The organism is Burkholderia sp. YIM B11467, assembly GCF_052952715.1.
Genome location: NZ_JBQVSQ010000009.1, coordinates 1 through 25,609 on the forward strand (window position 1 = coordinate 1; position 25,609 = coordinate 25,609).

The 25,609-nt window shown below is 67.4% G+C and carries 26 protein-coding genes, 1 tRNA gene and 1 pseudogene; 20 read left to right on the forward strand and 8 right to left on the reverse strand.

The annotated features are described in order from the left end of the window. Window positions 1-18: 18 nt before the first annotated feature. Both ACTRWB_RS27275 and ACTRWB_RS27280 read right to left on the reverse strand, forming a co-directional pair. Window positions 19-1,725 (reverse strand): AMP-binding protein, encoded by a 1,707-nt coding sequence (locus tag ACTRWB_RS27275; RefSeq protein WP_048243570.1) that lies wholly within the window; start codon window positions 1,723-1,725, stop codon window positions 19-21. A 160-nt stretch (window positions 1,726-1,885) separates the two neighbouring features. Beyond that, window positions 1,886-3,019 (reverse strand): acyl-CoA dehydrogenase family protein, encoded by a 1,134-nt coding sequence (locus tag ACTRWB_RS27280; protein ID WP_048243653.1) that lies wholly within the window; start codon window positions 3,017-3,019, stop codon window positions 1,886-1,888. A gap of 136 nt (window positions 3,020-3,155) precedes the next feature. Between ACTRWB_RS27280 and ACTRWB_RS27285 the strand changes: the two genes are divergently transcribed. The 3 genes from ACTRWB_RS27285 (at window position 3,156) to ACTRWB_RS27295 (ending at window position 6,647) form a co-directional block, all read left to right on the forward strand. Continuing rightward, window positions 3,156-4,190 (forward strand): AraC family transcriptional regulator, encoded by a 1,035-nt coding sequence (locus ACTRWB_RS27285; protein ID WP_446903649.1) that lies wholly within the window; start codon window positions 3,156-3,158, stop codon window positions 4,188-4,190. A gap of 121 nt (window positions 4,191-4,311) precedes the next feature. Continuing rightward, window positions 4,312-5,877, forward strand: coding sequence for an NfeD family protein (locus ACTRWB_RS27290; protein WP_446903650.1), 1,566 nt, complete (start codon window positions 4,312-4,314; stop codon window positions 5,875-5,877). Then, a complete protein-coding gene (locus ACTRWB_RS27295; RefSeq protein WP_048243566.1) occupies window positions 5,874-6,647 on the forward strand; it encodes a slipin family protein in 774 nt (257 codons plus the stop codon). Before ACTRWB_RS27290 ends, ACTRWB_RS27295 begins: the two co-directional genes overlap by 4 nt. Before the next feature lie 65 nt (window positions 6,648-6,712). On the opposite strand, the gene ACTRWB_RS27300 is transcribed toward ACTRWB_RS27295, so the two are convergent. Next, window positions 6,713-7,990 (reverse strand): haloacid dehalogenase-like hydrolase, encoded by a 1,278-nt coding sequence (locus tag ACTRWB_RS27300; protein ID WP_048243565.1) that lies wholly within the window; start codon window positions 7,988-7,990, stop codon window positions 6,713-6,715. Between the two features lie 424 nt (window positions 7,991-8,414). Here ACTRWB_RS27300 and ACTRWB_RS27305 point away from each other — a divergent pair, with 424 nt between their 5' ends. From ACTRWB_RS27305 to ACTRWB_RS27330, 6 genes are all read left to right on the forward strand, one after another. After that, the gene (locus tag ACTRWB_RS27305) at window positions 8,415-9,311 is read left to right on the forward strand and encodes a M24 family metallopeptidase (RefSeq protein WP_446903651.1); all 897 of its coding nucleotides are present in this window, start codon (window positions 8,415-8,417) and stop codon (window positions 9,309-9,311) included. 45 nt (window positions 9,312-9,356) lie between these two features. Beyond that, on the forward strand, window positions 9,357-11,144 hold the full coding sequence (locus ACTRWB_RS27310) for an SDR family oxidoreductase (RefSeq protein ID WP_446903652.1): 1,788 nt from the start codon (window positions 9,357-9,359) through the stop codon (window positions 11,142-11,144). 30 nt (window positions 11,145-11,174) lie between these two features. After that, on the forward strand, window positions 11,175-12,080 hold the full coding sequence (locus ACTRWB_RS27315; RefSeq protein ID WP_446903653.1) for a metal-dependent hydrolase: 906 nt from the start codon (window positions 11,175-11,177) through the stop codon (window positions 12,078-12,080). 78 nt (window positions 12,081-12,158) lie between these two features. Continuing rightward, window positions 12,159-12,446 carry a hypothetical protein gene (locus tag ACTRWB_RS27320; protein WP_446903654.1) on the forward strand — a complete coding sequence of 96 codons (288 nt, stop codon included), beginning with the start codon at window positions 12,159-12,161 and terminating at the stop codon, window positions 12,444-12,446. Between the two features lie 251 nt (window positions 12,447-12,697). Next, entirely contained in the window at window positions 12,698-13,075 is a 378-nt protein-coding gene (locus ACTRWB_RS27325; RefSeq protein ID WP_446903655.1) for a DUF2917 domain-containing protein, read from the forward strand. A 328-nt stretch (window positions 13,076-13,403) separates the two neighbouring features. Beyond that, entirely contained in the window at window positions 13,404-13,778 is a 375-nt protein-coding gene (locus ACTRWB_RS27330) for a DUF2917 domain-containing protein (RefSeq protein ID WP_419688900.1), read from the forward strand. A gap of 172 nt (window positions 13,779-13,950) precedes the next feature. On the opposite strand, the gene ACTRWB_RS27335 is transcribed toward ACTRWB_RS27330, so the two are convergent. Then, window positions 13,951-14,229 carry a hypothetical protein gene (locus ACTRWB_RS27335; RefSeq protein ID WP_446903656.1) on the reverse strand — a complete coding sequence of 93 codons (279 nt, stop codon included), beginning with the start codon at window positions 14,227-14,229 and terminating at the stop codon, window positions 13,951-13,953. Between the two features lie 750 nt (window positions 14,230-14,979). On the opposite strand from ACTRWB_RS27335, the gene ACTRWB_RS27340 reads away from it, so the two are divergent. Next, window positions 14,980-16,281 carry an NCS2 family permease gene (locus tag ACTRWB_RS27340; protein WP_193099967.1) on the forward strand — a complete coding sequence of 434 codons (1,302 nt, stop codon included), beginning with the start codon at window positions 14,980-14,982 and terminating at the stop codon, window positions 16,279-16,281. Window positions 16,282-16,523: 242 nt separating this feature from the next. Here ACTRWB_RS27340 and ACTRWB_RS27345 read toward each other — a convergent pair whose 3' ends face one another. After that, window positions 16,524-16,811, reverse strand: coding sequence for a DUF1488 family protein (locus ACTRWB_RS27345; RefSeq protein WP_048243539.1), 288 nt, complete (start codon window positions 16,809-16,811; stop codon window positions 16,524-16,526). A 241-nt stretch (window positions 16,812-17,052) separates the two neighbouring features. Next, a complete protein-coding gene (locus tag ACTRWB_RS27350) occupies window positions 17,053-17,328 on the reverse strand; it encodes a DUF2964 family protein (protein WP_240674446.1) in 276 nt (91 codons plus the stop codon). A 64-nt stretch (window positions 17,329-17,392) separates the two neighbouring features. Here ACTRWB_RS27350 and ACTRWB_RS27355 point away from each other — a divergent pair, with 64 nt between their 5' ends. The 9 genes and pseudogenes from ACTRWB_RS27355 to ACTRWB_RS27395 all read left to right on the forward strand — a co-directional run bounded on the left by ACTRWB_RS27355 (window position 17,393) and on the right by ACTRWB_RS27395 (window position 22,693). Then, entirely contained in the window at window positions 17,393-17,596 is a 204-nt protein-coding gene (locus ACTRWB_RS27355; protein WP_446903657.1) for a hypothetical protein, read from the forward strand. A gap of 129 nt (window positions 17,597-17,725) precedes the next feature. Next, the gene (locus ACTRWB_RS27360) at window positions 17,726-19,639 is read left to right on the forward strand and encodes a sigma-54-dependent Fis family transcriptional regulator (RefSeq protein WP_446903658.1); all 1,914 of its coding nucleotides are present in this window, start codon (window positions 17,726-17,728) and stop codon (window positions 19,637-19,639) included. An 82-nt stretch (window positions 19,640-19,721) separates the two neighbouring features. Then, window positions 19,722-20,024, forward strand: coding sequence for a 2Fe-2S iron-sulfur cluster-binding protein (locus ACTRWB_RS27365; protein WP_446903659.1), 303 nt, complete (start codon window positions 19,722-19,724; stop codon window positions 20,022-20,024). Window positions 20,025-20,027: 3 nt separating this feature from the next. After that, window positions 20,028-20,114: pseudogene (locus ACTRWB_RS27370) on the forward strand (vanillate O-demethylase oxidoreductase VanB); the annotation flags it as partial. 110 nt (window positions 20,115-20,224) lie between these two features. Continuing rightward, on the forward strand, window positions 20,225-20,602 hold the full coding sequence (locus tag ACTRWB_RS27375; RefSeq protein WP_446903660.1) for a DUF2946 domain-containing protein: 378 nt from the start codon (window positions 20,225-20,227) through the stop codon (window positions 20,600-20,602). Window positions 20,603-20,904: 302 nt separating this feature from the next. Further along, window positions 20,905-21,270, forward strand: a complete 366-nt coding sequence (gene copC, locus ACTRWB_RS27380; RefSeq protein ID WP_446903661.1) for a copper homeostasis periplasmic binding protein CopC — start codon at window positions 20,905-20,907, stop codon at window positions 21,268-21,270. 43 nt (window positions 21,271-21,313) lie between these two features. Continuing rightward, the gene (locus ACTRWB_RS27385) at window positions 21,314-21,760 is read left to right on the forward strand and encodes a copper chaperone PCu(A)C (protein WP_446903662.1); all 447 of its coding nucleotides are present in this window, start codon (window positions 21,314-21,316) and stop codon (window positions 21,758-21,760) included. A 31-nt stretch (window positions 21,761-21,791) separates the two neighbouring features. Further along, window positions 21,792-21,965, forward strand: a complete 174-nt coding sequence (locus ACTRWB_RS27390; protein WP_164992052.1) for a hypothetical protein — start codon at window positions 21,792-21,794, stop codon at window positions 21,963-21,965. Between the two features lie 98 nt (window positions 21,966-22,063). After that, a complete protein-coding gene (locus ACTRWB_RS27395) occupies window positions 22,064-22,693 on the forward strand; it encodes a LysE family translocator (RefSeq protein ID WP_446903663.1) in 630 nt (209 codons plus the stop codon). Window positions 22,694-22,708: 15 nt separating this feature from the next. Here the strand turns inward: ACTRWB_RS27395 and ACTRWB_RS27400 are convergent, their stop codons facing one another. After that, a complete protein-coding gene (locus tag ACTRWB_RS27400; protein WP_446903664.1) occupies window positions 22,709-24,034 on the reverse strand; it encodes a leucine-rich repeat-containing protein kinase family protein in 1,326 nt (441 codons plus the stop codon). Window positions 24,035-24,174: 140 nt separating this feature from the next. On the opposite strand from ACTRWB_RS27400, the gene ACTRWB_RS27405 reads away from it, so the two are divergent. Beyond that, window positions 24,175-24,259, forward strand: a tRNA-Leu gene (locus ACTRWB_RS27405). A 126-nt stretch (window positions 24,260-24,385) separates the two neighbouring features. Here ACTRWB_RS27405 and ACTRWB_RS27410 read toward each other — a convergent pair. After that, entirely contained in the window at window positions 24,386-25,369 is a 984-nt protein-coding gene (locus ACTRWB_RS27410; protein WP_446903665.1) for an NADPH:quinone reductase, read from the reverse strand. Window positions 25,370-25,609 lie beyond the last annotated feature (240 nt).

The window sequence follows — 25,609 nt, forward strand, 5'->3', positions numbered from 1 at the left end:
CGCGCGCCCCGCGGTCGGTCATTTCAATTCGGCGGCAAAATCTTCTTCCCAGTATTCGCCGGGCATCCGCGCGGTCGCGTCGTCGCCGCGCTCGATCTCGCGGCGGCGCAGCTCGACGCGGCGGATCTTCCCCGAGATCGTCTTCGGCAGTTCCGCGAACTGCAGACGGCGGATGCGCTTGTACGGCGCGAGTTTCTCGCGCGAGAAACGGAAGATCTCCAGCGCGAGCGCCGGGCTCTCCTCGTAGCCCTGCCGCAACGTGATGAAGGTCTTCGGCACCGACAGCCGCACGGGGTCGGGGCTCGGCACGACGGCCGCCTCGGCGATCGCCGGATGCTCGATCAGCACGCTCTCGAGTTCGAACGGGCTCAGCCGGTAGTCGGACGACTTGAACACGTCGTCCGCGCGGCCGATATACACGTAATAACCGTCATCGCGGCGCATCGCGATGTCCGACGTCCGGTAGTGGCCGTCGCGCATCGCGTAGGCCGTCGCGTCGGGGTTGTTCGCGTAGCCGGTCATCAGCCCCACCGGGCGCGTGACGTCGGCGCCGATCGGCAGCGCGACCTCGCCCTCTTCGACGGGCGCGCCGTCCGGGTCGAGCAGCGTGATGCGGTAACCGGGCAACGGCCGGCCCATCGAGCCCGCGACGACCGGCTGGCCCGGCGAGTTGCCGATCAGGCAGGTCGTCTCGGTCTGGCCGTAGCCGTCGCGGATCGCGATGCCCCACGCCTTCTTCACGCGTTCGATGATCTCGGGATTCAGCGGCTCGCCCGCGCCGACGATCTCGCGCAGCTTCACGTCGAACGACGCAAGCGGCTGCTGGACGAGCATGCGCCACACCGTCGGCGGCGCGCACAGCGTCGTCACCTGGTATTTGACGAGCGCATCGAGCACGACCTTCGGCTCGAAGCGCGCGTAGTTGAATGCAAACACGCACGCCTGCGCATTCCACGGCGCGAAAAAGCAGCTCCACGCGTGCTTCGCCCAGCCCGGCGAGCTGATGTTCCAGTGGATGTCGCCCGGCTGCAGGCCGACCCAGTACATCGTCGACAGATGGCCGACCGGATAGGTGCGGTGCGTATGCTCGACGAGCTTCGGCTTCGACGTCGTGCCCGACGTGAAGTACAGCAGCATCGGATCGCCCGCGTGCGTGACGGCGTCCGGCTCGAACGCGGCGCTCGCCGCGTAGCCGTCGTTCATCGCGAGCCAGCCCGCGCGCGGCGCGCCGGCGACGATCTTCTGCGCGAGGCCGAGGTCGGGTTGTTCGAACTTCGCGGTTTCGTTCTCGTCGACGATCGCGTATTTCGCGCCGCCGATCTGCACGCGGTCGCGCACGTCGTCGGGCGACAGTTGCGTGGTCGCGGGCAGCACGATCGCGCCGAGCTTCATCGCGGCGAGCATCGCGTCCCACAGCTCGACACGGTTCGGCAGCATCAGCAGGATCCGGTCGCCGCGCACGACACCTATTGAGCGCAACCAGTTCGCGATCCGCGACGAGCGCTCGGACATCTGCGCGAACGAGTACGGATCGCCCGTGCCGGTCGCCGCGTCGACGATCCACAGCGCGGGCTGGTCGTTGCCGCGCGCCATCGGGTCGAAGTAGTCGAGCGCCCAGTTGAACGCATCGAGCACCGGCCACTCGAAATCGCGGTAGGCGGTTTCGTAGTCGGTGCGATGGCGCAGCAGAAAGTCGCGTGCGTCCAGGAATGCCTGTACCGTCATCGTCTTCTCCAGTCTCCATGCCTCGCAGTCAACCGGCGCACGCGCTGCAGCGCATGCCCGATTCCCTCTTGCGCGGCGCACGGTCACGTCGTTGCGTGCCGCGTTCACCGCCCTGCCCTCGTGCCCTTCGTGATACTGACGCCGGAACGGCCGGCACGGCTCACAGCTGCCGCGCGATCACCATCCGCTGCACTTCGCTGGTGCCCTCGTAAATCTGCGTGATGCGCGCGTCGCGATAGTGACGCTCGACTTCGTAATCGACCAGGTAGCCGTAACCGCCGTGGATCTGGATCGCGTCGGTGCACACGCGCTCGGCCATCTCGGACGCGAACAGCTTCGCCTGCGACGCTTCCGACAGGCACGGCAGCCCGGCCGTGCGCAGCTTCGCCGCGTGATGCACGAGCAGGCGCGCGGCGTTGATCTGCGTGGCCATGTCGGCAAGCTTCTGCTGGATCGCCTGATGCTCGGCGATCGGCTTGCCGAACTGCACGCGCTCGCCCGCATAACGACGCGCCTTGTCGAACGCCGCGCGCGCGATGCCGAGCGCCTGCGCGGCGATGCCGATGCGCCCGCCCTCGAGGTTCGACAGCGCGATCTTCAACCCTTCGCCGCGATTGCCGAGCAGGTTCTCTTCCGGAATCGCGCAGTTCTCGAACGTGATCGGGCACGTATCCGACGCGCGAATGCCCATCTTCTTCTCGGGCTTGCCGACGATGAAGCCCGGCGTGTCGGTCGGCACCAGGAACGCGGAAATGCCGCGCTTGCCGGCCTCCGGGTCGGTCATGGCAAAAACGATCGCGACACCCGCGCGCTGGCCGTTGGTCACGAACTGCTTCGCGCCGTTCAGCACCCATTTTCCGTCGCGCAACTCCGCGCGCGTGCGCAGGTTGTTCGCCTCGGAGCCGGCCTGCGGCTCGGTCAGGCAGAACGCGCCGATCACGCGGCCGCACGCCATGTCGGCCAGCCAGCGATCCTTCTGCGCCGGCGTGCCGAAACCGAGGATCGGTCCGCAGCCGACCGAGTTGTGCACGCTCATCAGCGTCGCGCACGCGGCGTCGCCGGCGGCGATCTCCTCCATCGCCAGCGCATACGCGACGTAGTCCGTATACGAGCCGCCCAGCTCCTGCGGCACGATCATCCCGAGCAGGCCAAGCTCGCCGAGCTGCGCGACGACGGCGTCGGGCAACTGCGCGTCGTGGTCCCACTGCGCGGCGTTCGGCGCCAGCACCTCGGTGGCAAAAGCGCGCGCGGCATCGCGAATCATCCGCTGGTCTTCGGTGTAAAGCTCGTCCATGGTGCTGCTGTCTCCCGCGGCCGCCGGGCGCGACCGTCCTTGCGTTTCGATGCAACAAGTGTAGGCAAGCGCGCGCGACTGTTCGATGCTCGCGTCGCTCATTTACACTGAGCGTTTTTGCCACACCGGCGGCATGATGAAGCAGGAAGACAAGGGAACCGTCGCGATCAGCCTCGTCGCTTACAGCGTCGCGCTCGCCACCCGGCGCGGCGTCGCGGCCGAGCCGCTGCTCGCGCAGGCCGGCATCGCGGCCGCGCTGCTCGGGCAGCCGCGCGCTCGCGTGTCCGCGCAGCAATACGGCGCGCTGTGGAACGCGATCGCGCGCGCGCTCGACGACGAGTTTTTCGGGCAGGATCGCCACCCGATGCGCAGCGGCAGCTTCATCGCGATGAGCCAGGCCGCGCTGTCCGCGCGCGACGGGCTGCACGCGATGGCGCGCGCGGTGAATTTCATGCACTGCGTGCTCGACGACCTGCACGCGGAGCTCGACGCGAACCCGCAGCGCGTGCGGCTGCGCTTCGTGCACCGCAACACCGGCGCGACGCCCGCGATGTTCACGTACGCGACCTATTTCATCATCGTCTACGGGCTCACCTGCTGGCTGATCGGGCGGCGCATCCCGCTGCTGCATGCGAGCTTCCGCTGCGACACGCCGCCCGCCGACCACGAATACCCGTCGATGTTCTGCGACGACATGCGCTTCAACGAACCCGATTCGTATGTCGATTTCGATCCCGAATTCGCGACGCTGCCGGTCGTGCAGAACACGAAGACGCTGAAGACGTTCCTGCGCAACGCGCCGGCGAGCTTCATCGTCAAGTACCGCAACCCGAACGCGCTCGCGCAGCGGGTGCGCGCGGTGCTGCGCGGGATGCCGCCCGCCGCGTGGCCGGGCGCGGGCGGGATGGCCGCGCGGCTGCACGTGGCCGAGGCCACGCTGCGCCGCAAGCTGCACCAGGAAGGCCACGCGTACCAGTCGATCAAGGACACGCTGCGGCGCGATCTCGCGTTCGAGGCGCTGGCCGACCCCGCGCGCACGATCGCCGACGTCGCGGCTGCAACCGGTTTCGCGGAGCCGAGCGCGTTCTACCGTGCGTTTCGCAAATGGAGCGGGCGCAGTCCGGCCGACTATCGCGACGAGGTGCTCGCACGGGGCGGCGGCTCGGTCTGAATCCGGTCCCAACGGCCCCGGTTTCGCGCTTTGCGTCGAAACCGCCTAATCTTTAAGCATCGGGCCAACGCCCTTTCCGCGAGCCAGGCGGCGCGCGGCCGCGCGCCGCCCGGACGCCCCGATGCGCTTTCACCGTCATGAGCCGCCGCCGGCGCTTGCCGCGCCTGGCGGCCGCCCCCGTCACCCGCTGTCCGCGCGGGTCGCACGCGCCGCGCTGTTCGCGGCGCTGCTCGTCGTATGCGCGGCCGTCGCCGCGCCGCCGCCCGCCGCTGCCCCGGCAGGCGCGTATCCCGTCGTCGTGATCCCCATCAACGGCGCGATCGGGCCGGCCAGCGCCGATTTCATCGTTCGTTCGCTGGAACGCGCGGCACGCGAGCACGCGCCGCTCGCGATCCTGCAGCTCGACACGCCCGGCGGCCTCGACACGTCGATGCGGCAGATCATCAAGGCCATCCTCGGCTCGCCGGTGCCGGTCGCCGCGTTCGTCGCGCCCGGCGGGGCACGGGCCGCCAGCGCCGGCACCTACATCGTCTACGCCAGCCACTTCGCGGCGATGGCGCCCGGCACCAATCTCGGCGCGGCGTCACCCGTGCAGTTCGGCATCGGCGGCGGCGCGCCGGGCGCGAACCCGGCTACGCCGCGGCCGCCGCCGGGCGGTTCGGGCGCATCGAACCCTTCCGCTACGCCCGCCACGCCGGTCGCGCTGCCGAACGACACGCAGTCGACCGAAATCCGCAAGGCGACCCAGGACGCCGCCGCGTACATCCGCGGCCTCGCGCAATTGCGCGGGCGCAATGCCGAATGGGCCGAGCGCGCGGTGCGCGAAGCCGTCAGCCTGTCGGCGAACGAGGCGCGCGCGCAACACGTCGTCGACCTGATCGCGCTGGATCCGGCCGACCTCGCGCGCCAGCTCGACGGCCATAGCGCGACGACCACCGCCGGCACGCTGCGACTCGCGACCGCGCATGCGCCGCTCGTCGTGGTCGAACCCGACTGGCGCAGCCGCTTCCTGTCGATCATCACCGATCCGAATGTCGCGCTGATCCTGCTGACGATCGGCATCTACGGGCTGTTCTTCGAATTCGCGAACCCCGGCTTCGTGCTGCCGGGCGTCGTCGGCACGATCTGCCTGCTGGTCGGGCTGTTCGCGATGCAATTGCTGCCGATCAGCTATGCGGGCCTCGGCCTCGTGCTGCTCGGTCTCGGCTGCCTCGTCGCCGAGGCGTTCCTGCCGACCTTCGGCGTGCTCGGTTTCGGCGGGATCGTGTCGTTCACGATCGGCGCGCTGATGCTGATCGACACCGACGTGCCCGGCTACGGCATTCCGTGGCCCGTGATCGCGAGCCTTGCGCTCGGCGGCGGGCTGCTCGTCGCGGGCGTGTCGAGCGTCGCGCTGCGTGCGCGGCGGCGCCCGGTCGTGACCGGCGCCGAAGCGATGGTCGGCAGCATCGGCGAAGTGCTCGACGACGGCTTGCTCGCCGACCAGCCGCACGGTGCGGCCGGCCCCGCGCCATCGGCCGCGGGCTGGGCGCGCGTGCATGGCGAGCGCTGGCGCGTCGCGAGCAGCGTGCCGCTCGCCGCGGGCTGCCGCGTACGCGTCACCGGCCGCCACGGCCTGCTGCTCACCGTCGCGCCGCTCTACGATGTACCCGCGCCAGAACAACAACACCAGGGAGCATCAACATGATGGGCTACACCTTCGGCTTCAGCAGTGTCCTGATCGTCTTCGTCGTGGTGCTCGTCGCGTCGTCGATCCGCATCTTCCGCGAGTACGAGCGCGGCGTCGTGTTCATGCTCGGCCGGTTCTGGAAAGTGAAGGGGCCGGGGCTCGTACTGATCATTCCGATCGTCCAGCAGGTCGTGCGGATCGACCTGCGCACCGTCGTGTTCGACGTGCCGCCGCAGGACGTGATCACGCGCGACAACGTGTCGGTGAAGGTCAATGCGGTCGTGTATTTCCGCGTCGTCGATCCGGAGAAGGCCGTGATCCAGGTCGCGCGCTTCTTCGACGCGACGAGCCAGCTGTCGCAGACGACGCTGCGATCGGTGCTCGGCAAGCACGAGCTCGATGCGCTGCTGGCCGAGCGCGAACAGCTCAACGCCGACATCCAGAAGACGCTCGACGCGCAGACCGACGCGTGGGGGATCAAGGTGTCGACGGTCGAGATCAAGCACGTCGACCTGAACGAGACGATGGTGCGTGCGATCGCGCGGCAGGCCGAGGCCGAGCGCGAACGGCGCGCGAAGGTGATTCATGCGGAAGGCGAACTGCAGGCGTCGGAGAAGCTGCTGCAGGCCGCGCAAAAGCTCGCGCAGGAGCCGCAGGCGATGCAGCTGCGCTACCTGCAGACGCTAACGACGATCGCGGCGGACAAGAATTCGACGATCGTGTTTCCGCTGCCGATCGATCTGCTGGGGGCGTTGCTGGATCGGTTGGGCAAGCCGCGCGAACACTGAGCCGCGCGGCGCCGCCATCTATCCCGCTGGACGCCAGACCACGACAGCCCGGCGCCCGACACACGTCAGGCCAGCAGCTTGCGCTCGGTCTTGCCGTACTTGATCGACTTCTCGTCCGGGATCATCAGGCCCGTGTGCTCGTCGCGGCCCTGCAGCAGGAAACGCGCGTCCGACTTGCCGATCTGCTCGGCCGCGAGCTTGCTGTCCGCGCCGATCTCGCCCTTCTTCATCCGGTTCACGATCACGCCGGCCGCGGTGTCCTTGAAGTCGCGCAGCATCCACGCGTCGCCGTCGCTGTCGCCGAACACCAGCAGCGGGCCATAACCCTTCTTCGATTCGAGCACGTTGCGGATGCCCACCGTCTTGCCGGGCCCCCAGTTGAAATGCCAGCCGGCCGGGTACGTGCTCGTGTACTTGCCGTCGCGCATGTCGAGACGCAGGCCGATCACGTTTTCGGGCGGCACGCCGTAGCCATAGTTCGGATTGCCGGCGAACACGCGCACGACGTCGTCGAGCGACGCGGTGCTCACGTACACGTCGATTCCATTCGCGCGCAGCGTGTGCATCACCGCGCGGATTTCCTCATGAATGCGGATGCCGTGGAAATGCGTGTCGGCCACCACGCCGGCCTTGCCCGGCAGCGTCTTCGGGCTTTCGTAGCGGACCTTGCGCAGCGCGTCGCCGATGCCGTAGTTGTCCGACGCTTCCGCCATCGCCTGCAGCTCGGCGGTCGTCATGTTCTTGTAGAAGTAGATGATCCACTTGTAGCCGACCTCGAGCGGATGCGTGTCGCAAATCGCGTCGTACATGAAGTACAGCTTCGCGCGGAAATCCTTGAACTGGTCGGTTTCGCGAATCTCGTCGAGGCTCTTGCTGCCGCCGAAGCCCGTGTAGTTCGCGTACAGCCAGCGATAGTCGGATTCGACGTCGGCGGCGAGGTTTTCCATCGTCACCGGCTTGCCATCGGTCGTCGTGTAGTCCTTCATGAACGCGCCCTTCGGCACGTCCTTCCACATCACGTCGACGAATTCGTCCGGCGTCAGCTTGTACTGCAGATGGTTGATCTGGTACATCAGCAACGCCTCTTCGCAGTCGTTCATGATGCACGTGTTGTCCCAGTCGAACACCGCGTACGGGCGGCGCTTTTCGTCGTAGCGCGCACTCGCGACGCCATGCTGGTCAAGCACCGCCTGCAGGCGCGCGGCGTTGAACGGCGACCAGCGGCCCGGGTCCAGCGCATCGGGGGCGGTTGTGCTCTTCGCGTCGGCCGTGCCGGCCTTGAACATCAGCGACGTCGCAGCGGTCGCCGCGGCAAGGGTATTCATGAACTTGCGGCGTTGCATGGTCTCTCTCCGTGGAAATAATGTCGAATCGGCTTCGGTCGCCACCCCGTGCGACGCACCGGCGGCTCGGCGCCGCCGCGAAGCCGGGGCGGCTTCGAATTGGGGGCGAATGATGTGACGAAATTATTTCGTCAATTTGACAACGTCACATTGCGACGCGACGGGGACTTGATCCGGCGCGACATGCCGGGTCGCCACAACGCGGCCGCGCGCGCGGCCATCCGGCCCCAATCCTCGTAAACCTAGAGGCTCCCCTCCATTTCGGCCCTGCATTAGGACAAATCCTCACCCGCGGGGGATGGCGTGCCACGCCGAACCGGCTATGATCGTTACATCACTCAATGACACATTAAATGCTGACTGAATAACCCGCGACGGCGACGCCGGGGGTGCGTTCCGGACAGCGCCCGATTGGAGACGCATCATGGCCGACCACCCGCTGCCGGAAGTCCACCTCGACGAGCTGCCGCAATTCCGCGCGGTCCAGCAGCTTGCCTACCGCTGTGTCGAAACCGTCGGCGCGATGCTCTACCCCGGCATCACCGAGAAGGAGGCCGCGCGCCTGCTGACCGAATGGCTGCAGGACAACGGCGTGCACGACTGGCTGCACAAGCCGTTCGCGTGGTTCGGCGACCGCACCGCGTTCGAGGGCTTCTCGGGCCTCAAGCACATGGGCGGCTTCAATCTCGCGTTCTTCCCGAGCAACCGGCAGCTCGAGACCGACATGCCGGTGATCCTCGACGTCGCGCCCGTGCTCGACGGCATCGTCGCGGACGTCGGCTACGCGCACTGTCTCGGCGACAACCCGATCCTCGAACAGCTGCAGGACGACCTGATGGACCATCGCGACATGATCGTGCGGCTCGTGAAGGAGCGCCGGTCGATGGCCGAGGTCGCGCAGGCAGTCGATGCGCTGTGCCGCCGCCAGGGCGTCGAGCCTCGCCACAAGGCCTATCCGTTCAAGGTGCTCGCGCATCGCGTCGCGAAGATCCACAAGCTGTCGACGCCGCGCTTCGTCGCGCGCTTCGGGCTGAACGCGACGCGCAACCTGCTGCTCGACCAGGGCCGCGCGGCGAAGCAGCAGGGCTGGTCGCCGCTGTGGTCGATCGACCGCCGCTCCGAGCATGCGCCCGTGCCGGGCCTGTGGGCCGTCGAGCCGCATCTCGGTTTCGCCGGCGTCGGCGCGAAATTCGAAGAGCTGCTCGTGATCACCGACGACGATGCGTACTGGCTCGACGACGACCTGCCGCACGTGCGCCGCTGGCAGCGCCGCCAGGCCGAGCGCACGCAGGCCGTCGCGACCGTGCCGGCCGCCGCCTGACGCACCCGCGCGTTTCCTCCCGAATCCCTGAACGACGGACTCACGATGCAGCCTCTTTCCGACGAAGCGCCGCTGGCCCTGTTCGAATCGGTTCATAGCGAGACGGCGGTCGCCTCCGGCGACCTGACGCTCGCGATCAGGACCTGGGGCGACCCGGCCCGCTCGCCGGTCGTGCTCGTGCACGGCTATCCCGACGACAGCAGCGTCTGGCAGCAGGTCGCGCCGCTGCTCGCGCGCAAGCACTACGTGATCGCGTACGACGTGCGCGGCGCGGGCCTGTCCGGCGTGCCGAAACGCACGGCCGACTACCATCTCGCGAAGCTGACCGACGACTTCATCGCGGTGATCGACGCGCTCTGCCCCGGCCGCGCGGTGCACCTGATCGCGCACGACTGGGGCTCGATCCAGGGCTGGGAATTCGTCACCGATCCGCGCCTGGCCGGCCGCATCGCGTCGTACACGTCGTGCTCGGGGCCCTGCCTCGACCACGTCGGCTTCTGGCTGCGCGAACGCGTGCTGCGCCCGACGCCCGCCTCGCTGGCCAAGCTCGGCGGCCAGCTCGTGCGCTCGTGGTACGTGTACCTGTTCCACCTGCCGTTCATCCCCGAGCTCGGCTGGCGGCTGTGGCTCGGCCGCGCATGGCCGGGCCTGCTGCGCCGGATCGAGAAGACGCCCGTCGCGTCGCGCCCGACGCAGGCCGACGACGGCGCGCGCGGCGTGCGCCTCTATCGCGCGAACTTCATCCGCTGCCTGTTCGCGCCGCGCGAACGCTACGCGCATGCGCCCGTGCAGACCATCGTGCCGCTCGGCGACAAGTACGTGAGCCCCGCGCTGTCCGAGAACCTGTCGCGCTGGGTGCCGCAGTACTACCGGCGCGAGGTCGCGGCCGGCCACTGGCTGCCGCTCGCCGATCCCGCGCGCTTCGCGGGCCTCGCCGAACAACTGATCGACGCGGTCGAATCGGGCACCGAACCGCCCGCGCTCGCGAACGCGCGCCGCCGCGCGACGAGCGGGCGCTTCAGCGGCAAGGTCGCGGTCGTCACCGGCGCGGGCAGCGGCATCGGCCGTTGCGCGGCCCTCGCGTTCGCACGCGAAGGCGCGACGATCGTCGCGTGCGACATCGATCTCGCGAGCGCCGAGCGCACCGCGCTGCTGATCGGGCTGACCGGCGCGCAGGCCCACGCGAAACGCGTCGACGTCGGCTCCGCAGACGAAATGGAAGCGCTCGCGGCGTGGGTCGGCAACGCACTCGGCGGCGCGGACGTCGTGATCAACAACGCGGGCATCGGCATGGCCGGCGGCATCCTCGACACGAGCACGCGGCACTGGGAGCGCATCCTGCACGTGAACCTGTGGGGCGTGATCCACGGCTCGCGGCTGTTCGCGCAGCAGATGGCCGCGCGCGGCAGCGGCGGCCACATCGTCAACACCGCGTCGGCCGCCGCGTTCGGGCCTTCACGCGACCTGCCGGCCTATGCGACGACCAAGGCCGCCGTGCTGATGCTCAGCGAATGCATGCGCGCGGAACTCGCGGAGCAAGGGATCGGCGTGACGGCCGTGTGCCCCGGCTTCGCGGAAACCGGAATCATGGCGTCGACGCAATACGCGGGCGCCAACGCGCAGGACGAAGCGCGGCTGCGCAAGCGCGCGACGAAGCTGTACCAGATGCGTGGCCTGAAGCCCGAAACCGTCGCGCAGGCGATGGTCGACGGCGTGCTGCGCAACCGCCCCGTCGTCGCGGTCGGCGGCGAAGCGCACGCGATGCGCTTCGTCGGCCGCTTCATGCCGTGGCTCGGCCGGATGATTGCCCGCGTCAGCATGGCATCGCATTGACGGCGCACGACGCCGCACAGGGAGACACAGATGACCGCAACCGCCGACTACCACAAGATCAAGGCCCGGCACGTGAAGTTCGACTTCAGCGACACGCCGATCACGTGGGTGCCGAACGACCCGGGCAGCACGCACATCATCAACACGCTGAACCTGCTGTTCCCGGAAGGCGAGCTGTGGTTCTGCCGCGTGTACAACAAGGCGCTGCCGCTGATCACCGATGCACGCCTGCGCGACGAGGCCGAAGGCTTCCTGCGGCAGGAAGCCGTGCATTCGCGTTCGCACGGCGGCGTGCTCAAGCACTACTACGACCGGCACGGCATCGACACGAAGCCGTTCACGCAGAAGCTCAACCGGCTGTTCACGCGCGTGCTCGGCGAACAACCGCTCGGGCTGAAGATCGGCCATACGCGCTTCTGGCTGCGGCAGCAGCTCGCGGTGATCGCGTCGCTCGAGCATTTCTTCGGTTATCTCGGCAACTGGGTACTCAACGCGCACGGGCTCGACGAAGGAAAGGCCGACCCGACGATGGTCGACCTGCTGCGCTGGCACGGCGCCGAGGAAGTCGAGCACCGCACCGTCGCGTTCGACATCTACCGGCACCTGGGCGGCAACTATGCGGAACGCTGCGTGCACATGACGTTCGTGATCCTGCTGCTGCTCTACTACATCACGACGGGCGCGAAGTTCATGTACCAGCGCGACCCGGCGGCCGGCCGTTATCCGGGTTTCGTGCGCGCGTGGTGGCAGGGTTCGCGGCGCGGGCACCTGCCGTCGTTCTGGAAGGTGATCGGTGCGGCGCTGCGTTATTACAAGCCGAGCTATACGCCGCACCACGAGGGCTCGACCGAACAGGCGCTCGACTACCTCGCGCGCTCGCCGGCCGCGCAGGCGGCCGCGCACGGCGGCAACTGGGGCACGACGAAGGGGGCGTAACCGGGTTTCTTGGGCGCGCGGCGGGCGGCGCCCGCCGAAATGCGTACAATCGCGGCTTCATTTCCCGGAGGTGCCGCGATGGCCATGAAGAAAACCGATCTCGAAAAGAACAAGGCGCTCAAGCTGACGCAAGCGATGAAGCAGTCGGGCGCCGCCCGTTTCGGCAAGGGCGCCGAGGACGCGGCAAAGCTCGACCGCCGTGCGCAGCGCAAGCTCGACCAGGAACAGGGGCTCGTGCCGTTCGCGTGCAAGCTCAACGCCGAACTCGTCGAACAGCTGAAGACGCGTGCGGCAACGCATCCGGACGGGATGACGGGCCTGCTGTCCGAACTGCTCGTGAACGGGCTCGCGCAGCGCGACGCGTAACCGCCACGCATCTCGAAATTGCCGTTGACATCGTAGCGCTGCCACGACACACTCGTTCGCATGCCTATGCTCAAGCCCGTCGCCATCGCGCATAAAACACCAGTGAACGCCCATGCGGGGCGATCACCGGGGGCGCTTGTGCGTTAGCATCGAGATTCAGACACGCATGTCACAAGGCCTCGCCGGAAACGGATGAGGCCTTTTTGTTCTGGTGCGCGTCATCCTGCCCGGCTCAACGGATGGAGATGACGATGGACCAAGCAAGCCGCCTGATTGTTTGCCCCGATCGATGCCGCACCGACTCGATCGCGTTGCCGCGCGTCACGATGCATTTCACGGTCGCGCCGCGCAAGGTACTGACGTGGCGCGCGCAGCGCGACGCCGAGATCCGTGTGCACGACGCGACGCTGTGGATCACGCGCATCGGCAGCGTCGACGATTACTGGATACGCACCGGCGACGTGCTGCGCGTGCGGCGCGGCGATCGCATCTGGATGAGCACCGACGACGACCGGCCGGCCGAGGCGTCGATCACGACCGCGTACGCGATGAAGCGCGACGCGTGGCGTCAGCGTGCGCTCGAATGGATGCGCGGCATGCTGCGCGGACGATGTCGAAGTCGCGCATGACGAACGCGTCGCCGCGCACGCGATCCGGGTGCGCGGCGACATCACGCAACACCGAAGGCGCGCGGCGACGACTCTCCGCGCATATCTTGAAAATTGTCATTGACAACGCCGCACCGCGGCGACAAACTCGTTCGCATGCCTACGTACAAGCTCATCGCCATCGCGAATCATTGCCCGGTGAACATTCGAAAGAATGGATCACGGGAGGCGCTTGTGCGTTAGCATTCGAGCAGTACCGCATGTCACACAAGGCCTCACCGGAAACGGATGAGGCCTTTTTGTTCTGGTGCGCGCCATCCGTCCTCCGGCTCAATCAATGGAGAAGACGATGGACCAGGCAAGCTCGCTGTTTGACCGTCCCGATCGGCGCCGTGCCGGCACGATCGCGTTACCGACTGTCGTGATCCGTTTCGCGGTCGCACCGCGCACGACGATGACCTGGCGTGCGCCGCAAGACGCGGAGATCCGCGCGCACGACGCGGCGCTGTGGATCACGCGCCCGCCGAGCGTCGACGATTACTGGGTGCGGCCCGGCGACGTGCTGCGCATCGCACGCGGCGACCGCATCTGGCTCGGCACCGATGGCGACGGACCGGCCGAAGCGTCGATCACGACCGCCTACGTGCGGCGTGGCGAGCGGTTCAGACGCACGCTCGCGCAAGTGCAACGTTGGCTCGTCGGGGTATGGCGAAGAAGTGGATAAGCAAGTGGATGCGCGACGCGCCGTCACGCACGCGAGACGCGGAACGGTCGCGACCGGAAACGGACGCACCCGCGGCGCAACGCGCCGCAGGTGCGCATCGAATGACGCGGCACGCCGGTGCGTGCCGCGAGCGATCGCGCGCCGTGCGCAGCCACCGGATACATCAGGTGCATCAGGTGCTGGCGGCGAGACGCGGGCCCGTGCTTCGGGGAGTTGAATCGAGCTCGGATCGTTGCGAAGCCTGCGAGGTCACCCACGGATCGATGCCTTGCTTCTGCACCTCTTCGAGAAATGACACACGTGCGCGCCAGTAATCCGCCTGTAATTTCGCATCGATGACGCGCTGTTCGGCTGAGAACAGTTCCATGCGCGCCGTCACAAGCATCGACGCAGCGGTTTTTTCCGGCGTGGGGGCGTGTCGCATCGCCCAACGGCTGATCCAGTTCAACATGCTGACCTCCGTGATTACGGACGAACCCGCATCGGGCAATCGCAATCGGCCGTGCCTGCCCGAACGCGCAACGGCCTTGACCGCCATTCACCGCCTGGCCTGCACGGACTGCGACTCCCCCGCGTCGGCAATTACCGGCCGGCGTGTGCATGCGCGGTGTATCTATCCTAGAAAGACTTGCCGGTTTACGCGATGGGGTCTTGCAATCTTTTACACAGAAACCACAGTCGCCCCCGCATCGCGATATGACAGTTGCGGACGGGACGGCTTCGGCGCACGATAGCCCGATATCTGAAACCGCCTGGACTGACGAATGGCCGCTGCACGGCGCCGTGCATCCGCACCGGCCACGCATGCGACGCCTGCACCGCGTTCGTGCAGCATGCGGGCACTCCGTTTCAGTCGGATGTCATCGCCCACCACGCACGATGCGGTCGGCGCGCCGTTGCGCACGCATCGGCCTGCTTCACCCTTTCTTCCTGCTTCCCCTCACGCCGTTTCTACCGTTTCCGACGGCTCGTTCCGTCCGAACCGGTAAAATGCGCGCCTTCGCCGCGCGGCCGGGCTGCCAGACCGTTCGCGCGCAGGCAGCCGATCATGCCCCCAACTATATCGTCCGAGCTATCCGCGCTATTACAATCCGCCGATAGCCGGGCAATAGTGGCTGGTTACAGTTAGCCGGCCGCGCGCTGCCTTTACAACAATTCGGCACAACAAGCAACACGACAACCCGACCGGAGAAACGCCTTCATGGAATCCATCAAGCGGTATTTCGGCTTCGCTGAAGCCGGCACCGACTTCCGCACTGAAATACTCGCGGGCGTCACCACGTTCCTGACGATGGCCTACATCATCTTCGTCAACCCCGCGATCCTCGGCGACGCCGGCATGCCGAAGGAATCCGTGTTCGTCGCGACCTGCCTCGTCGCGGCGCTGGCGTCGATCATCATGGGGCTGTACGCGAACTACCCGATCGCCTGCGCGCCCGGCATGGGCCTGAACGCGTATTTCGCGTACACGGTGGTCAAGGGCATGGGCTTCACGTGGCAGGCCGCGCTCGGCGCCGTGTTCATCTCGGGCTGCCTGTTCCTGCTCGTCACGCTGTTCCGCGTGCGCGAGGCGATCGTCAACGGCATTCCGAAATCGCTGCGGATATCCATCACCGCGGGTATCGGCCTGTTCCTCGGCATCATCTCGCTGAAGACGTCCGGCGTGATCGTCGGCAACCCGGCCACGCTCGTCACGCTCGGCGACCTGCACAAGCACGACACGATCCTCGCGATCGTCGGCTTCTTCACGATCGTCACGCTCGACCACCTGCGCGTGCGCGGCGCGATCCTGATCGGCATCATCGGCGTCACGATCCTGTCGTTCTTCTTCGGCGACAACCAGTTCCACGGCGTGTTCTCCGCGCCGCCGTCGATCGACGCGACGCTGTTCAAGCTCGACATCCGCGCCGCGCTGTCGACCGGCATCATCAACGTGATCCTCGTGTTCTTCCTCGTCGAGCTGTTCGACGCGACGGGCACGCTGATGGGCGTCGCGAATCGCGCGGGCCTGCTCGTCGAAGGCAAGATGAACCGCCTGAACAAGGCGCTGCTCGCCGACAGCACGGCGATCGTCGCGGGCTCGGTGCTCGGCACGTCGTCGACCACCGCGTATATCGAAAGCGCATCGGGCGTGCAGGCCGGCGGCCGCACGGGCATGACCGCGCTGACCGTCGCCGTGCTGTTCCTCGCGTGTCTGTTCATCGCACCGCTCGCCGGCGTCGTGCCGGCGTACGCAACCGCGCCCGCGCTGCTGTACGTGTCGTGCCTGATGCTGCGCGAGATGGTCGAGGTGCCGTGGGACGACGCAACGGAAGCCGTGCCGGCCGCGCTGACCGCGCTGCTGATGCCGTTCACGTACTCGATCGCGAACGGTGTCGCGTTCGGCTTCATCTCGTACGGCGGCCTCAAGCTGCTGACGGGCCAGGCCCGCACGGTCAAGCCGATCGTGTGGGTCATCGCGGCCGTGTTCCTGTTCCGCTTCTTCTATCTCGGCAGCGAGTGATCGAAGCGCGGCGGCACGCTGCGTGACGGAAAACGCCACCCCTAGGGTGGCGTTTTTTATTGCCGCGTGATTTCCTACGCGATCCTCACGAACCGGCGAGTCCGATCATGCCGACGCACAAGCAGCCGGCGCGGCCCGCATACGAAAATGCCGCCCGGTTCCGCCGAACGGCATTGCATGGACGGCAACGTCTCCGCGCGCGCATTGTCCGCGACGCGCGCCGCCAGTCGAGTGTCGTTTCGTCAGCGCCAGTTGGCCTCGTAGAAGCGCACGTAACCGCTGCGCAGCGTCACGCATTGCGCGCGTGTTTCCGACAGCAGGCGCCGCGCGGCCGCCTCGATGCGATCGCGGTGCTGGTCGAATGCACCGACCATGTCCTCGAAACGCGGCGATGCCGCGCCGAAGTGATCTTCCAGCGCCTCGGCGGTGATCTGACATTGGACGCGCTCGCCATTGACCATCGCCGTGAACGCAAGCATCAGGTCGCGCCCCGAATACTCGGGCTTCTCGTTCGTGAAATGGATCTGCATGGAAGCCGCCTCAACCGGTAGAAAACGAATGACCGCGTCCGTCGTCCCCTACCGGCCGGACGAAATGGACACGGGCTCGCCAGCGGAGGCACCGTCCACGGGGTGTTGGCGCGGACAATGCATGCCGGTTGACTTCCACTTTAGACGGTTTCGCGCAGGAGACAAATATTCCGGTGTGCGTCGTTCCGACGCGCATTTCGTCTGATCAGCGCGGCATCCGGCACCCTTTCGGAAACGGGCATCAGTGCGGATCGGTCGGCCAGACGTTGAGCGCGATCGCAGCCGTCGTGGCGCCCACCGCAATCGCGGCTGCCCCGTATCGCACCGCATCGGTCAAATCGAACAGCAACCCGTGGATCGCCACGGCAATGCCGCCCAGCATGATGAATGTGGCGATGGCCGCCAGCACGACTCTCAGTTCCGTCCGAACCATGATGCGTCTCCCGAACGGATGCATGTCGCGTCGCATGCATGTTGCAATGCGGAACACGGCGCGTGCGTGCTCCATTTCCATCATTGCAGGCGGGCGCTTAAAAGCAAGGGGATTTTGTTCGCGGTCGCATATCGCACGTGGCGCTTGTATGATGATGCGTACCCGGATGGTCGGCCTGCGTGCACCGATGGTGCGCCGCAAGCGGAACCTGGATTCCGCAGACGGTTTCGGTGCAAGCGCTTCGGCACATGGCAACGCGCTGGAGGGGCCGATCGAGGAGCTTGGGGTCCGAGTAAGCGCTGAAGCGCTGACCGAGGCCGACCGCGAAGCATGCGATCCCAGTAGGCGCTGAAGCGCTAGCTGGGACCGACCGCGAAGCATGGGATCGGAGTAAGCGCTGAAGCGCTAACTCGGATCGACCGCGAAGCATGGGACCCCAGTAAGCGCTAAAGCGCTAACTGGGGTCGACAGGAGACAAGTCATGCCGCAACCCTTCGTGCTGCCCGCCACCGCGGGTCGCACCGACCTGCTCGCGCAGGCGCATGCGCGTTCGACCGCGGTCGGCCTGCGCGCGCACGAACGCCCCGATTTCTCGCCGCTGTCGCGCATCGCGCTGCGCGAACTGCTCGACACGAACCACGCGCTGTTTTCACACGCGCGCCCGGTCATGGAGAACCTCCACGCGCAAATCGCCGATACGCAAAGCCTCGTGCTGTTGACCGACGCCGACGGCGTGATCCTGCACAGCATCGGCGACGCGGACTTCATCGAAAAAGCCAACCGCGTCGCACTGTGCACCGGCGTGTCGTGGGCCGAAGGCGCGCGCGGCACCAACGCGATCGGCACCGCGCTCGCATCGGGCCAGGCCGTCGCCGTGCATGGTTCCGAACACTTCCTGCGCGCCAACCACATCCTCACCTGCTCGTGCGCGCCGATCTTCGATCCGTTCGGCCGCACGCTCGGCACGCTCGACGTCAGCGGCGACCCGCGCGGTTCCAGCCCGCATACGCTCGCGCTCGTGCGGATGTCCGCGCAACTGATCGAGAACCATCTGTTCGCGAACCAGTGCGCGGATGCATTGCGGCTCCGTTTTCATGCCCACGAGGAATGCGTCGACTCGCTGTTCGCCGGGCTCGTCGCGTTCGGCCCCGACGGCGGACTGATCGCCGCGAACCGCAGCGCGCAATTCCAGCTCGGCGCGCCGTTCGATGCACTGCAGCATCAAGGCAGCGACGCGCTGTTCGGCATGCGCTTCGGCCAGCTCGCGCAGCAGGCGGCGCGTGCACCCGGCGCGACGTTCCGCCTCACGCTGCCAACCGGCGTACGCGTGCTCGCGCGCTGCGAATTCGCGGAAGCGCACCGGACGGCCATCGCGGTCACGCCGCCCGCACCGGCCGCACGCGTGCGCGCACCGGACCCCGACGCGATCACGTTCGCGACGCTCGACACCGGCGATGCGCGGATGGCCGCCGTGCTCGAACGCGTCGCGAAGATCCGCGGGCGCGACCTGCCGCTGCTGATCCTCGGCCAGACCGGTACCGGCAAGGAATGGCTCGCCCGCGCGCTGCACCAGGCATCGCCGCGCGCGGATGGCCCGTTCGTCGCGGTCAACTGCGCGGCGCTGCCCGATTCGCTGATCGAGGCCGAACTGTTCGGTTATGAGGACGGCGCATTCACGGGCGCGCGCAAGCGCGGCAGCCCCGGCAAGATCGTGCAGGCCGACGGCGGCACCCTGTTTCTCGACGAGATCGGCGACATGCCGCTCGCGCAGCAGGTCAGGCTGATGCGCGTGCTGCAGGAGCGCGCGGTGATGCCGCTCGGCGGCGCGCGCGCGGTGCCGGTCGACGTGCGCGTGGTCTGCGCGACCCATCGCGACCTGCGCGCGATGATCGCGGAAGGCACGTTCCGCGAAGACCTGTTCTACCGGATCAATGGGCTCGCGGTCACGCTGCCGGCGCTCGCCGCGCGCACCGACCTGCCCGCGCTCGTCGACCGGATTCTCGCGCGGCTCGCCCGCAGCGAACCGATGCCGCGCCGCCTCGCGCCCGACGTGCTCGACGCGTTCGCGCGCCACCGCTGGCCCGGCAACCTGCGGCAGATGACCAACGTGCTGCGCACGGCCGGCATGCTCGCCGAAGACGAAGCCGAAATCACGCTCGCGCATTTGCCCGACGATTTCTGGCTCGACTGCGCCGACGCACCGGCCGCATCGACCGCGCCGACGTCGGCAACCCCCGCCGCATCGGCCGACACGCGCGAAGGGACGACGCTGCAAAGCCATCAGGCCGCCGTAATCGATGCGGTGCTCGCGCGGCACGGCGGCAACGTGTCGGCGGCCGCGCGCGAGCTCGGTCTCGCACGCAATACCGTGTACCGGTACCTGCGCCGCCATTGACGCCCGCGGCCGGCGGGCGCCGGCCGCATGCGGGTTCGGGTATGCTTGGCGCGTATCCGCCGAACCGCCGCCCGCATCACTCATGACCGATCCAGACCACCCGCCCCTCGTGCGCATCGAGCCGCTCGGCGCGACCTTCGACGCGCCCGATTCGCTGACGCTGCTCGAAGCCGCCGCGTTCGCGCGCGTGTCGCTGCCGCGCTCGTGCCGCAACGGCACGTGCCGCAGTTGCCTTTGCCGGATCGTCAGCGGCAGCGTACGCTACACGATCGAGTGGCCAGGGCTGAGCCGCGACGAAAAAGCCGACGGTTATACGCTGCCGTGCGTGGCCGTCGCGACGTCGGACATCGTGCTCGACATCCCCGACGCGGTCATGCTCGACTAGACGCGGCGCGCGAAGGCGCGCGACATGAACGATCAGGGCTGGGCCGCACAGATGACGCTGATCACGAAATATCTGGCGAAGCACGCATAGCGCGCCGCCGCGCCGCGTGTTCTCCCCGTCATGCGCATGCGCGCATGCCCGTGCTGCGACGTGCGTGGCATAATCCGCTCCATCGTCGCCCACACGCCGCCGCGTATCGCATGCTGAGTCGTCGTCTCCGGAAGATCGGCAGTCTGATCGGGATACTCGCCATCCTGATGACGGCGCTCGCGCCGACGATCTCGCAGGCGCTGACGACGCAAGGGCGCGTCGACGCGCTGCTGGCCGGCTACTGCACGGCCGCACCGGCCGCCGCCGGTCACGCAACCGATGCATCGTCGAAAAGCCTGCAGGCCCATCTCCAGGCGTGCGGCTATTGCAGCCTGCTTGCCCATACCCCCGCACTGCCCGCGCCCGAACTGACGTTCGCGGCCAACGTGCACGTCATCCAGCACCGCGAAGCCACCCGCTTCGAAAGCCTGCGCCGTGCGCTGCCGCTCACGGCCGCGCAACCGCGCGCCCCTCCGCTCGCGTCCTGAACCGTTGTCGTCACGCGTGATGCCGTAGCGCATCGCGCGGTCCGCGCATGCCACTGGCGTGCGTGACGTGTCACGTTTCGAAGGACGATCATGTCTCACCGTGTTGCGCGCGGCGTCGTGCCGTGCGTGCGGTTGGCCGCTTCCGGTTCGCACCACCACGCCGACATTCGCTCACAGGCGAACGTCCGGCAGCGCACGTCCGTGCCGACGGCAGCCGGCATCGTAGCCGTTGCGATGCCGCTCGCACATGCGTCCGTCGAATCCGTCTTTCTCCATCCGATTCGCCACTCGCAGATCCAGCCATGAAAACCACCTCGTTCGTTCGCGGCGCACTCGCCGCACTCGGCTTCGTCGTCATCCAGGCCGCCCATGCCCACGCGCATCCGAAGACGCAGGAACCGGCCGCCAACGCCACGCTCTCGAGCGCACCGCACGCGGTCACGATCGATTTCAGCGAAGCGCTCGAACCGGCCTTCAGTTCGATCGCCGTCACCGACAGCCGCGGGCAGTCGGTCGCCGACGGGAAATCGGCCGTCGACGCCGGCAACCGCAAGCGGATGCGCGTCGCGCTGGCCAACCTGACGGCCGGCGCGTACACGGTCGCGTGGATCGCGGTGGCCAGCGACGGCCATCGCACGCAAGGCCACTACACGTTCACGCTGAAGTGATGCACGCGATCCCCCCTGTAGCCACCCATAAGGAAAACTAACTATGAAACACTCGATTCCGACCAGCCTGCTCGTCACGCTGCTGGCGCTGCAAGCGCCCGTCACGTTCGCCGCGCCGGCCGTGCAGGCCGACGCGTGCTGGATCCGCGCGATGCCGGCGACGGTGCCGTCATCCGGCTACTTCACGCTGAAGAACGACGGCGACGCGCCCGCCACGCTGACGGACATCGACTCGCCCGCGTACGGGATGGCGATGGTGCACGAAACGCAAACGAACGGCAGCACCGCGAAGATGGTCCACGTCGACGCGGTCGCGGTCCCCGCGCACGGCACGGTGACGTTCAAGCCGAAGAGCTATCACGTGATGCTGGAGCAGCCGCGCCAGGCCGTCGCGCCCGGCGCGAAGGTGCCGCTCCGGCTGCATTTCGCCGACGGTTCGACGGTGTCCGTGACCTGCGACGCCAAGGCGCCTTCGTATAGCGGCCAATAGGCCGCATCCGCCACGACCGATGGAGACGAACATGAAGAACCGCATTCCGCTGGCCGACCTGATCGTCCGTTACCGGACGCCGCTCAATATCGCCGTGCTGATCGCGTGCGGGTTATGGGCCGCGTGGATCGCGTGGATGACGCGGCCCGCCGCGATCGATACGCCGCCGTCGATCCCCGCGTACTGCATGCGCGACGCAAGCTGACGCGCCGCGACGGCACGGTTCCGGCGGCGGCCCGCGCCATTATTGGCGTGGCATCATCGGTTCATCCCGCCCGCCGGAACCGTCTCTCGGAGCGATGCATGTCGATTCAGACCTGGATGCTGTTTGCCGCTGCGTATCTTGCCACGACACTGTCGCCGGGGCCCAACGTGCTGCTCGTCATCCGCAACACGGTGCGCTACGGCACGCACGGCACCGCCGCGACGATCGCGGGCAACCTCGTTGCGCAGGGCGTGGTCGTGCTGTTCGTCGCGCTCGGCGTCGGCGCGGTGCTTGCCGCGATGCCGCCGCTGTTCGTCGCGATGAAGATCGTCGGCGCCGCGTATCTGATGTTCCTCGGTGTCCGGCAGCTGCGCGGCGACCGGAAGACCGCCACGTCGGACCGCGAAACGGAACGCGCCGTGCCCGATCGCCGGAAGCTGTTCCGCGAAGCGCTGTTCGTGTCGGGCAGCAATCCGAAGACGATGATCTTCCTGTCCGCGTTCATGCCGCAGTTCATCGTGCACGATCGCCCGCTCGCGCTGCAGTTCGTCGTGATGTACGCGACAATCGCGTGCACCGTCGTGGTGGTTCACAGCGTCTATTCGGCCGGCGTGCGCCGGTTCCATCGCGGCTTCGGCATGAGCCGCGCGGTGCGTGCGCTCAAGCGGGCCAGCGGGCTGCTGTTCGTCGGGCTCGGGATCAAGCTGCTGACCGCGCGGCAAGCGTAAGCGGGCGCGATTCCGTCAGGGTCGGTGCGCGGCCAGCGCGGCCGTGATGTCGTCGAACGACGGCCGGGTATCGACATCCTCGTTCAGGCAGGCCGCCGCCAGCGCATCGAGCGCGTGCCTGCCGGCCCACGCACGCGGTTCGCATCGCTCGAGCAACTCGCCGAGCAGATAACCGAACGCCCTTACGTCGAGCCGCTCGAACCGGGCGCCGCGCATGCGGTCATTCACGTCGTAGAGCGACGCCGCGCCGAAATCCCCGAGCAGCGCGCCGCCTTCGCCATCGTGCAGGATGTTGTGCGCATACAGGTCGCCATGCATGATGCCGCGTGCGTGCAGATGGCCCGCGACCGACGCGATGCCGTGCGCGATCCGCACCGCTGCCGCCGGGTCGAACCTTGCGTCGGCTTCATACACGTCGCGCGTGCAGGTCGCGAAGCTCGGCGGCCCGGCGAGGTTCGTGAGCGCGGGATCGACCAGTTCCATCACGAGGCCGTGCGTGCCGTCCGGATGCCCGCGCACCTTGCCGATCACCGGGATCATGTTCGGGTGGCGGCCCGCATGCAGGCACGCTGCCATCTCGCAATCGGGCAGCCCGTCGCTCGTCACCGCGCCCTTGAACAGCTTGACCGCGACCGCCCGCGGCGCATGGCCTTGCGCCGTCCATTGCGCGCGGTAAATTACGCCCGATGCGCCTTCGCCCAGCTTCTGCCCGCACGCGAGCGACGCCCAGTCGACGTCCGCCACGTCCGGCCCGGCGGACGCCGCGGCCTCCGGTGCCGCGCCGAACGGATTGCCGGCAGCGGCGAGCCATGCGAGCCGCGGCAGGCGCAGCAACCAGTCCGGCAAGTCGTCCAGCCGGTTCGCCGACAGACGCACCAGTTCGAGCGCACGGCACGCGGCCATTTCGACCGGCAGCGCGCGCAGCCGGTTGCCGGCGAGCATGAGCTTCTGCAAGCGCGAGCAGTCGCCGATGTCGCCGGGCAGCGCATCGATTTCGTTGTCGGTCAGAATCAGCCAGCGCAGTGCGCGCGGCAGAGACCCGCGCGGCACCGTGCGGATCCGGTTCGCCTTGAAGCCGATCATGTCGAGCTGCGCACACGCGCCGAGCACTTCCGGGAATGCGGTGAAGCGGTTGCCGGACGCAAACAGCACGCGCAGGCGATGCAGCCGCGGCAGGTCGTCCGGCAGCGCGGACAGCGCATTGCCGGTCAGGTCGAGCACTTCGAGCGTGTCGGCGAGGTCGAAGATCTCGCGCGGAAATTCGGTCAGCCCGCATGCGAGCTTCAATTGCCGTGCGCCCGACAGTTGTCCGGCCTGCAGTTGTTCGAGGGTAGATGTCACGGTGGAAAGCGGATGGCGGTTGCGATGGTCGTCGGACCGATCGCACGAATTTTACCGGGATCGCTCTCGCGTACACCGCAATCGTGTCACACCCCCTTCACAAACGCGCAATGTGGCGCTAGAATTGCGCCCCTTGCAGTGCCGACGTGGTGAAATTGGTAGACACGCTATCTTGAGGGGGTAGTGGCGAAAGCTGTGCGAGTTCGAGTCTCGCCGTCGGCACCAGACGCGGTTTTACCGTGTTTCGCACCTATTCAAAGACCCGCGACAGCGCATGGCTTCGCGGGTTTTTTGTTGTCGTCGCGTTCGATACGATGTCGTTGCAATCCGGCGTAGCGCTGCAATTCGCGCTTACCGCTGCATATCGACGAGGATCTTTGCGTTCGCGCCGGACTCGACGCGCTCGTGGGCCTTCGCGATCTCCGAAAGCGGAAAAATCTCGACCTGCGGGTGTTGCAGCACGCCGCGCTCCAGCAGCGGGGTGAGCGCATCGATGGCCGCCTGCCTGACGGCGACCGGCAGGTTGTAGACGATAAAGAATCGCAGATTCGCGAAACCGACGATCATCGGCCTGAACGGAACCTCGATCACGCCCGCGCCCGAGCCGTAAATGATCACGTCGCCGCCAAACTTCAACAGCTCGCCATATTTCCCGGCATTTGCCGCGGCGTCGACCTCGATGATGACGTCCACGCCTTTGCCGGACGTCATCTCGCGCACCGTGGCAGTCACATCCTGCACGTTGCGATTGATGACCCACTCGGCACCGAGCCGGGACGCGAGCCGGCACTTCTCGTCGCTGCCGACTACGCCAATGACCCGCGCGCCCGAAAACGCGGCCAACTGGGTCGCGTAGCCGCCTACCGCGCCGGTCGCACCGTAGACCAGCACCGTCTTGCCGAGCAGCCCGCCGCACGCGTACACCGCATACCAGGCCGTCAGCAGCGGAATGCCCAGCGACGCGCCCGTCTCGGTCGAAACGTTGTCGGGCAATGGCGCAACCTGGTCTTCGGGCAACGCGATCAGCTCCGCTGCCGTGCCGAACGGCCGACGCCACTGGCCATTGATCGTCCAGACGCGCCGTCCGATCCATTGTTCCGGGACGCCGGCCCCCACCGCCTCGACAATGCCGGCGCCGTCACTGTGAGGAATGACGCGCGGAAACTCCATCGCAGGGCTTGTCACACCCGATCGCGATTTGACGTCGGAAGGATTCACGCCCGAGTGCGCAATGCGGACGAGGACTTCACCCGCTTCAGGGGTGGGATCCGGCTCGTCGCCGACGACAAGAACGTCGTGAGCCGGGCCTTTTGACGAATAGTGGGCAGCCTTCATATCGATCGACCTCCAAGCCGGTTCGGTGAAGCGCGGTCGCATCCCTGCCTTGCGGCTCAATGCAATATTGAGCGCACGGCGTGATCCTTTGCTCGTGGACGCGCTTGTGGAAAAGTGACGATACCAGCGATCCGCTCCAGACTCGCCGGCTACGCCACTGTACCAAGATTGCGCATGGCCTCGCGCGCCGGTTCGACGAACTGCGTCGCGCGCACGTTCGGATCGCGTCGCGGTTTGATG

What these genes read in the sequence shown, in the direction of transcription:
- ACTRWB_RS27275 (WP_048243570.1), bottom strand. Translation starts at nt 1,725, where the DNA reads ATGACGGTACAGGCATTCCTGGACGCACGCGACTTTCTGCTGCGCCAT.
- ACTRWB_RS27280 (WP_048243653.1), bottom strand. Translation starts at nt 3,019, where the DNA reads ATGGACGAGCTTTACACCGAAGACCAGCGGATGATTCGCGATGCCGCG.
- ACTRWB_RS27285 (WP_446903649.1), top strand. Translation starts at nt 3,156, where the DNA reads ATGAAGCAGGAAGACAAGGGAACCGTCGCGATCAGCCTCGTCGCTTAC.
- ACTRWB_RS27290 (WP_446903650.1), top strand. Translation starts at nt 4,312, where the DNA reads ATGCGCTTTCACCGTCATGAGCCGCCGCCGGCGCTTGCCGCGCCTGGC.
- ACTRWB_RS27295 (WP_048243566.1), top strand. Translation starts at nt 5,874, where the DNA reads ATGATGGGCTACACCTTCGGCTTCAGCAGTGTCCTGATCGTCTTCGTC.
- ACTRWB_RS27300 (WP_048243565.1), bottom strand. Translation starts at nt 7,990, where the DNA reads ATGCAACGCCGCAAGTTCATGAATACCCTTGCCGCGGCGACCGCTGCG.
- ACTRWB_RS27305 (WP_446903651.1), top strand. Translation starts at nt 8,415, where the DNA reads ATGGCCGACCACCCGCTGCCGGAAGTCCACCTCGACGAGCTGCCGCAA.
- ACTRWB_RS27310 (WP_446903652.1), top strand. Translation starts at nt 9,357, where the DNA reads ATGCAGCCTCTTTCCGACGAAGCGCCGCTGGCCCTGTTCGAATCGGTT.
- ACTRWB_RS27315 (WP_446903653.1), top strand. Translation starts at nt 11,175, where the DNA reads ATGACCGCAACCGCCGACTACCACAAGATCAAGGCCCGGCACGTGAAG.
- ACTRWB_RS27320 (WP_446903654.1), top strand. Translation starts at nt 12,159, where the DNA reads ATGGCCATGAAGAAAACCGATCTCGAAAAGAACAAGGCGCTCAAGCTG.
- ACTRWB_RS27325 (WP_446903655.1), top strand. Translation starts at nt 12,698, where the DNA reads ATGGACCAAGCAAGCCGCCTGATTGTTTGCCCCGATCGATGCCGCACC.
- ACTRWB_RS27330 (WP_419688900.1), top strand. Translation starts at nt 13,404, where the DNA reads ATGGACCAGGCAAGCTCGCTGTTTGACCGTCCCGATCGGCGCCGTGCC.
- ACTRWB_RS27335 (WP_446903656.1), bottom strand. Translation starts at nt 14,229, where the DNA reads ATGTTGAACTGGATCAGCCGTTGGGCGATGCGACACGCCCCCACGCCG.
- ACTRWB_RS27340 (WP_193099967.1), top strand. Translation starts at nt 14,980, where the DNA reads ATGGAATCCATCAAGCGGTATTTCGGCTTCGCTGAAGCCGGCACCGAC.
- ACTRWB_RS27345 (WP_048243539.1), bottom strand. Translation starts at nt 16,811, where the DNA reads ATGCAGATCCATTTCACGAACGAGAAGCCCGAGTATTCGGGGCGCGAC.
- ACTRWB_RS27350 (WP_240674446.1), bottom strand. Translation starts at nt 17,328, where the DNA reads ATGATGGAAATGGAGCACGCACGCGCCGTGTTCCGCATTGCAACATGC.
- ACTRWB_RS27355 (WP_446903657.1), top strand. Translation starts at nt 17,393, where the DNA reads ATGATGATGCGTACCCGGATGGTCGGCCTGCGTGCACCGATGGTGCGC.
- ACTRWB_RS27360 (WP_446903658.1), top strand. Translation starts at nt 17,726, where the DNA reads ATGCCGCAACCCTTCGTGCTGCCCGCCACCGCGGGTCGCACCGACCTG.
- ACTRWB_RS27365 (WP_446903659.1), top strand. Translation starts at nt 19,722, where the DNA reads ATGACCGATCCAGACCACCCGCCCCTCGTGCGCATCGAGCCGCTCGGC.
- ACTRWB_RS27375 (WP_446903660.1), top strand. Translation starts at nt 20,225, where the DNA reads ATGCTGAGTCGTCGTCTCCGGAAGATCGGCAGTCTGATCGGGATACTC.
- copC (WP_446903661.1), top strand. Translation starts at nt 20,905, where the DNA reads ATGAAAACCACCTCGTTCGTTCGCGGCGCACTCGCCGCACTCGGCTTC.
- ACTRWB_RS27385 (WP_446903662.1), top strand. Translation starts at nt 21,314, where the DNA reads ATGAAACACTCGATTCCGACCAGCCTGCTCGTCACGCTGCTGGCGCTG.
- ACTRWB_RS27390 (WP_164992052.1), top strand. Translation starts at nt 21,792, where the DNA reads ATGAAGAACCGCATTCCGCTGGCCGACCTGATCGTCCGTTACCGGACG.
- ACTRWB_RS27395 (WP_446903663.1), top strand. Translation starts at nt 22,064, where the DNA reads ATGTCGATTCAGACCTGGATGCTGTTTGCCGCTGCGTATCTTGCCACG.
- ACTRWB_RS27410 (WP_446903665.1), bottom strand. Translation starts at nt 25,369, where the DNA reads ATGAAGGCTGCCCACTATTCGTCAAAAGGCCCGGCTCACGACGTTCTT.